The sequence below is a fragment of the Deltaproteobacteria bacterium genome, assembly GCA_026129095.1.
In the GTDB taxonomy this organism is placed as follows: domain Bacteria; phylum JAGRBM01; class JAGRBM01; order JAGRBM01; family JAHCIT01; genus JAHCIT01.
Genome location: JAHCIT010000022.1, coordinates 1 through 6376, shown reverse-complemented (window position 1 = coordinate 6376; position 6376 = coordinate 1). Strand labels below are relative to the sequence as shown.

At 65.9% G+C, this 6376-nt stretch carries 9 protein-coding genes; all 9 read right to left on the bottom strand.

The features are described from left to right. Nucleotides 1-116: 116 nt before the first annotated feature. Nucleotides 117-398: a hypothetical protein gene (locus KIT79_16050; GenBank protein ID MCW5830816.1), complete on the bottom strand. Its 282-nt coding sequence runs from the start codon at nucleotides 396-398 to the stop codon at nucleotides 117-119. After that, nucleotides 395-1066, bottom strand: a complete 672-nt coding sequence (locus tag KIT79_16045; protein MCW5830815.1) for a lytic transglycosylase domain-containing protein — start codon at nucleotides 1064-1066, stop codon at nucleotides 395-397. The genes KIT79_16050 and KIT79_16045 overlap by 4 nt, the downstream gene beginning before the upstream one ends. After that, a complete protein-coding gene (locus KIT79_16040; protein ID MCW5830814.1) occupies nucleotides 1063-2025 on the bottom strand; it encodes a hypothetical protein in 963 nt (320 codons plus the stop codon). Before KIT79_16040 ends, KIT79_16045 begins: the two co-directional genes overlap by 4 nt. Next, nucleotides 2022-2810, bottom strand: coding sequence for a hypothetical protein (locus tag KIT79_16035; protein ID MCW5830813.1), 789 nt, complete (start codon nucleotides 2808-2810; stop codon nucleotides 2022-2024). Before KIT79_16035 ends, KIT79_16040 begins: the two co-directional genes overlap by 4 nt. Next, complete coding sequence (locus tag KIT79_16030) at nucleotides 2807-3283, bottom strand: hypothetical protein (protein MCW5830812.1); 477 nt, start codon at nucleotides 3281-3283, stop codon at nucleotides 2807-2809. The genes KIT79_16035 and KIT79_16030 overlap by 4 nt, the downstream gene beginning before the upstream one ends. A gap of 137 nt (nucleotides 3284-3420) precedes the next feature. Further along, nucleotides 3421-4254: a hypothetical protein gene (locus KIT79_16025; protein MCW5830811.1), complete on the bottom strand. Its 834-nt coding sequence runs from the start codon at nucleotides 4252-4254 to the stop codon at nucleotides 3421-3423. Nucleotides 4255-4281: 27 nt separating this feature from the next. Beyond that, the gene (locus tag KIT79_16020) at nucleotides 4282-5424 is read right to left on the bottom strand and encodes a hypothetical protein (GenBank protein MCW5830810.1); all 1143 of its coding nucleotides are present in this window, start codon (nucleotides 5422-5424) and stop codon (nucleotides 4282-4284) included. A 25-nt stretch (nucleotides 5425-5449) separates the two neighbouring features. Beyond that, nucleotides 5450-6022, bottom strand: coding sequence for a hypothetical protein (locus KIT79_16015; GenBank protein MCW5830809.1), 573 nt, complete (start codon nucleotides 6020-6022; stop codon nucleotides 5450-5452). Then, the coding region (locus KIT79_16010; protein MCW5830808.1) for a hypothetical protein at nucleotides 6015-6376 on the bottom strand (362 nt) is incomplete at its 5' end. The genes KIT79_16015 and KIT79_16010, both read right to left, overlap by 8 nt.

The window sequence follows — 6376 nt, the reverse complement described above, 5'->3', positions numbered from 1 at the left end:
GGTGAGATCGAACCCCCTCGCGCCGAGAAAGAGCGCCGTCTCCAGCACGACCGCCTTGAGGCGGAAGTCGGTCCTTTGAAGCTCCTCAGCAAGATGCGGGTATTTGAAGCGGATGTTCATGCGCTTCCTCCGGCGGTCATGGACCGGTTTTCGAGCCGCTCGATCCGGCGGCGGTGGTCGTCCATCGTCTCCTGGCCCTTGCGGATGGCGATGAGTCCGTGCTGGATCTCGCCAATGTGGATTTCGATGTTCTCCAGGCGGTCCACGACCGGCCCCAGCTTCTGGTCGATGCGGCCGTCGGTGTAGGAGCGGATGAAGGTGCCGACGAGGACACCGAGGATCGAAAAAATCGCCGGGAGCAGTCCCGGGACAGTGAGAACACTGGCGATCCCTGTCATGGCCCGTTTCTCCTCAGGTAAACCCACAAGAGCGCGGACGCCGCGAGCGCCGCAAGCGCAAGTCCGCCCGGAAACGGCGGCGTGAGCGCCGCCGCAGCCGCCACGGGCGGTTTCGGCGGCTCTCCCGGAGACGGCGGGAAATCCCCCGCATAACGATCCGCCCAGTACTGGTACTTCTCGACCACCTTCTTGCGGGCCGAGAGAAAATCGGCCTCCTTCGTCAGCCGGGCGAGCCGTGCGATATCCGGATCGCCGCGAAGCGTCTCCACCATCCGGTCGAAGTTCGAGGGGTTTGAGAGCACGTCGCTGCCGAAACGCTTCAGCAGCCTGACCGTGAACAGGGGGCCGGCGTTATAGGCAAACTGCGCCAGCTTCACCTTGAGCAGGGGGTCGATGGGAGCTTTGAGGTGTGGATTGATGTATTTACCAACTATCTCCGAGAGATACCGTGTGCCGTACCGGATGGCCGTTTCGGGATTCTTTAGCGTGTCGTGCTGGACGCCGAGCGTTTTCGCCGTCGACGGCAGGAACTGCATCAAACCCAGTTCGCCGCCGGGGCCTTTGGCGTCCGGCCTGAAGGCGCTTTCCACGTGGATCATCCCCTTCACGAACCGCGGCGGGATGTCCGTGGAGTATTTTCGTATCAGGTGGTCGAACTGGTTGTTCATAGCTCGCCGAACGTCCTGTAGATGTCGCGCGGGATCCGGGTGCCGCGCACCGAGGCGTTGATGACGACCTTGTTCTCCCAGTCCCTCACGGCCTCCTCGTTTAGGATGAAAAACCGCAGTTTTTCGAGGTTCACCGCCGGGCCGCCCGTCCGGAGCAGCCGGACGGTATACCGGCCGAACTCGACCCCCGGCGTTACGGCGAGCGTCCGCTCCCGCGAGTGAGCGTTCGACACGTTCGTGGCGACCGGCCGCTCCGGCATGACAAGGCGCGAGGGGCTGGCCGCGTCCCGGATCTCCACCCACGTGTTCACATCCGCATTCGGCGCCGACAGGGTGAGATCGCACCAGACGGTGATCCGGCCCGTGGCCTTCGCCACGGCCGATATTTCCGTCGGCCCGGACCACAGCGTTGACACCGGGATGTCCGGTGACCAGTCGATCAGCAGCAAGGGGTTCTGGAACGCCCCGAAGACGTCGCTGTCGTGGCCGCGATCGTCATGGAGGGCTTGCGGTTCTTCGGGATGGCCGGGGGTTCCGGCCATCTGCCAGGGGTCGCCGCGGGTTGCGAAAATCCTGATCCGGGTTTCCGGCGCCAGCACGCGATGGAACGGAATCGTCTGTTTTCGCGTGCCGCCGGGATAGAGGTGATATCCGAGGAACCCGGACGGACCGGCGAAGCCCTGCCTGGACGGAAGCAGCGCGTCCTTCCCGGCGTAGATGTCGAGCCTGAGGGCCTTCTTCGGGCTGAACGCGGCGTCGATGTCGATGCCGTGCAGGAGGAGGTAGCAGTCGCGCGGGACCGTGAACTCCAGGAATTGCTCCCGCTCACCGTCCAGGAGATCGAGGCTTGCGAGCCCGGACATGAATTCGCTGTCCAGGTTCCGCAGCAGGCGCCAGGCAGGCACAAGGGCGCTGAAGCGGCTCGCCAGCCGGTCGCCGAATTCGGCCAGTATGCTCATGACAGGAGGTGCTCCCCGACCGTCACGAGCGAGTGCGGATCGCTGAGAATGCCGTAATCGAAGAGCGAAAAACGGGCGTCGACGGCCGTACCCGCCTCGCAGACGACCGGTACGGGGAACCGGCCGAATGGAAACTGCCAGGCAACGCTGGTCTGGAGAAGGTAGGGCGTCGCCCACTCCTCGGGATGGCAATTGAGCCTCAAGGGGAGGTCGGACGTCTGGAAGTGCGAGGCGGAGGCGAAGTTCCCCCCAAGCCGGACGGCCGGTTCCTGGGCGTAAGGATAAAGTGCCGACTGCCAGGTCCGGCGGGAGTCCCCGGCGTAACCAGCAAGGGCGAGCCCCTCCCACCGGTAGCGGTTCTGGAAAACGAACCGGGCGCGCCCGTCGGCGGCATGGATGTCCTCGAAGGAGTCGGTGTAAAAGAACGTCTCGCGGCTGAAGTCGTCCTTGAGAGTGGCGCCCCGCCAGGCGACCATGATTTGCACAAACCGTCCCGGCATCACCGTCGATACGATCTCCAGCGACCGGCCGCCCCGGACCGGAATATGTACCGAAAGGGCATGGGGCCCCGGACCGAGGCACCTCAAGCCCGACACCCGCTGCGTCAGCACCTGCCGTCCGCCCGCCGTCACGTCGTCGAGGCGGAAATCGTCCAGCGCGTTCAGGGGCTGGATGGGCTCCGGGCAGACCCGGACGACCACCGTGTCCCGGATGAAATAGACCGATCTGGTGATCTTTCGTGAAGACCCGGTGGGGTTCGAGAAGTCCAGGACGGCGATGTTCATGCCGGTTCCTTGAGCGACAGGCCGCACAGCACGATCTCGGGCACGTACTCCTGCCCGCCCGGCAGCGCCTCGGACATTCTGATGTCGATCCGGACGACGCTGCCGCCCGGAAACTCCACCGGCACGAACATCGGCGTCCAGTGGGCCGCCGTCGAGCAGACGCTCGGCGCGAAGACGAACGACGGAATGAGCGCCTCCTGGCGGCTCGGATCGCTCACCCGCATCCGGAACGGATACTGGAGAAGCTTTTCCATGTTGACGGCCGCGTAGCGGAAGCCGAAGAAGACGAATATTTCCTTCTGCGGGATCGCCACCGTTACCGAGTGGTCCGAACCGGCGGCAAATGCGGCCGGGGAGCCTGTGAAAACCGCCGGATGAAAAGCGGGCTCGATGATCCGTCGGGCCGGATAGCGGGCGACGATCCGCTCGTATTCGGCCATGAACCATCTGGGGTATTCACGCACGGTTTCCATCTGTGCTCCCTGCTTCAAGGAAGGGCCGGGACCGGACGGCAGGCCGCTGCTTATCCATAAGCGGCCGGCTCTTATCACTGGCCCGCCGTCCGGCCCGGCAAACTGGAACGATCGCCCCGTTTGTGAAGGCCTTTTCCCTAGCCCGCCTGCCGGATCCAGGTGGCATCGAGCTCCAGGATCGTGTCGAGCGTGCAGTCGGGATAAACCGGGTTCCCCGACGCGAGGAACGCCGCCGTGTCGACGTTCATCTCGATCAGGTACTGGATGCCGCCCTCGATGATGATCGGGCGCCGGAAGGTCCGCAGGTTCGAGGCCTCCGGATAGCCGTTCGACTCGTCCCGGATGCCGACGATGTTGGCGCCGCCCGCCGGGGGCAGGTTCTTGACGAGCTGCGTAACCGTCGTCGTCTGGTCCACCTTGTACGAGATGGTCGCGTGGTGCAGGAACCGCTGGACCATCGGCAGGTAGGTGTTGGCCGAGCGGTCCACCGTGGCGCCGAGGCTGTGCACGAGCACCTGGGCCATGATCCCCCGGAGCAGGACAAGCGTCGTCTGCGGCCACTCGCCCCACATGTCGAAATTCGTGTCATGGGCACCGGGTTTGGGCACCTCGCTGAAGAACGCATGGCGTCCGCTTGCCAGCGCCGCCACCGTGCCGATATCGATGTACCGGCGATGGAACCACCGCACGTGCTCGATCTTCAGCCGCTCGTAGGGGATGTTCTTCCGCTGCGCCCACTGCCGGATCACGGCGTCCTCGTCGAAGGCCGCCTTCACGGCGGGCGGCGTTTTCACCGCCTGCCGGGCCGCGTGGCGCATCAGCCGCCCCTGGCGGACGAGCTGGCGGGCCGCCTTGTGCTGGTCCGGGGCCGAGAGCTGGCCCAGTTCGGTCTCGATCTCGCGCATTCCCTCCTCGCCGTAGAGGCCGGAGAGGGCGCCGTAAATCTGCTGGTTGTCGTTTGTCGTCTGCATGGCTGTCTTTGTCCTTTTCCTGTGGGATTAGTTGATGTGAAGGGCTCCGAAATGGAGCGTGAAGTCATCGGGGTCGATGAGGTTGCCGAGACTCGGGAAAAGCGGCTCGCCGGGGCCGGACTGCATGCCAAGAGCCTCCCCGCCGCTGGCGGCCTCCGGCCTTGCGCCCGGCGCTAGTGCGGGAACCGGCGAGGCTTCCGCGGTCTGTGCGAATTCAGGCACCGGCAGCGCCGCCTTTTCCGTCAGTAGCCGGTCGATGGCGGGGCTGCTGTCCAGGTCCTCCAGGTCGCTCGCGAGCGCGGCGTCCAGGGCCTGCGGTTCCACGTCGAAACTGAGGCGGACCGGGCCGGCGTCCCCGAGGAGTCTCAGGGCCGAACCCGGCCGCATCTTCTCGATCAGATGGTTGATGAGCGGGGCCGCCGCCGTGATGACGGCCGTCCCCTGGACGAGCGTTTTGAGCCGCCCGTCCCGGATGGTCTTCTCGGCCGCCGCGAACGCCGCCGCCGAAAGACCCAGCTGCGCGGCATGCGACGCGATCGACGGGCTGCCGCCGGCCCCGGTCTCCGGCTTCTTGAGCACGTTCAGCATCACGCGCTTGACGAGCGGGATGCCAAGCCCCAGGACCACGAATGCCCCGATCGCCTGGGCGATCAGCGTGGCGATGTCGCCGGCCGCGCTCCGGCCGCCGCCGAACAGCGACGGATTCTCCCGCACCTGCTGCGAGGGCGGTGTGAAGGGAGGAAACACCGGCATTTTTCCCGCCTTCCGGCGCCGGTGCCTCGCGGCCGCTTTCTTCGGCGCTGGGCCGCTGGTGTGGGACGCGGCGGTATAAGGCGCGGCGGCGGGGGGCGGAGCCGCGGGCACTGCTGCCGTGGCCCCCATGCCGGCTGGACCGGCGGCGCTGGCGGGCCGCGCCACCCGCCTTCTTGCCGCCGGTCGAACAACCTGGCGGCCAGCCTGGCGAACGGGCTGTCGAACAGCCGGACGCGCCGCCGCGGCCGGCGGCCCCTCGATCACGATATACTGCGGCCGCTTGTCGCTCCGGTAGGCCTTCGAGCTGCGGCCGATGTTGAAATACATCTTCTGCCCAGGCTGAAGTTTTTTGGCGAACAGCGCGGGGTTGGCGATCACGCTCCCGATGAGCGGGTTTTTTCTCGTCTTTGCTGCCATCGTCGTTTCTCCGTTTTTCCCCGCTTCATCCAACGATGCCGCGGCGGGTCAGTTTGTACGAGCCTCCTCCGGCAAGAAGATGCCTGCCGGGAGCGGCATAGAGCTGCGGAAACTCCGGTTCGAACAGGTGGTGGTAGTTGGAGGGCGACTTGCACGACTCGCCGTCGATGCACTTGTCCGACCAGTAGACGATCTCCACAAGGTCGCCGAGGAGCCTGCACGCACCGGTCCTGGCCGCATGCACGGCGCTCAAGACCCGCTGGCATCTGAAGCCATTGAACTCCTCGTGGTGGCCGAGGATCACGCGGCTCATCTCCTGCGCCCTTGTGCCTCTCGCCCCGTAGCAGAACACAAGGCGTTTATCCCCGTCCCCGCACAGGAGGATCGTCTCCTTTGGCTGGAAGCCCACGCGTCGCCTGCGGGCGTCCACATAAACAAGCCCGCGCAGGATGCCGATGAGAAACAGCTCGCTTGCACTCTTGCGGGGCGCGGGGGCGGCCGGCGAAACTTCTGGCACGCTTTCCGGCACGGCTTCCGGAGCCGGATTCATTCTCCCGGCGTTAATTCCCTCTTCGATGACGGGATAAACCTCAGGCATCGGCGGCCCTCCGGTTCTTCAGCCAGTTCCACAGCTTCCACCCGGCCCAGACTCCCAGGCCCGCCAGGATGAGGATCGACGGATCGGCCCCCATTCCCGTCAGGCTGTCCGCCTCGTTTTGGGCGATGACGCCGTCGAGGTCGCGCACGATGCCGTCCTTCCCCTGGGCTTTCAGCATCTCCCGGGCCTTCCTCAGCGTGAGAAGGTGCGTCTTCTCCAGCGACTCCAGCGCCCCAAGCGCCCGGTGCACCTTCTGCTGCAGGCCGAAGATACGGCCCGCCAGACTCGCCGCCGTGCCGTCCCCGAGGCGGAGCAGCGGCTCAACCGGCAGGGAGCCCAGGCCGGAAAGCGCCC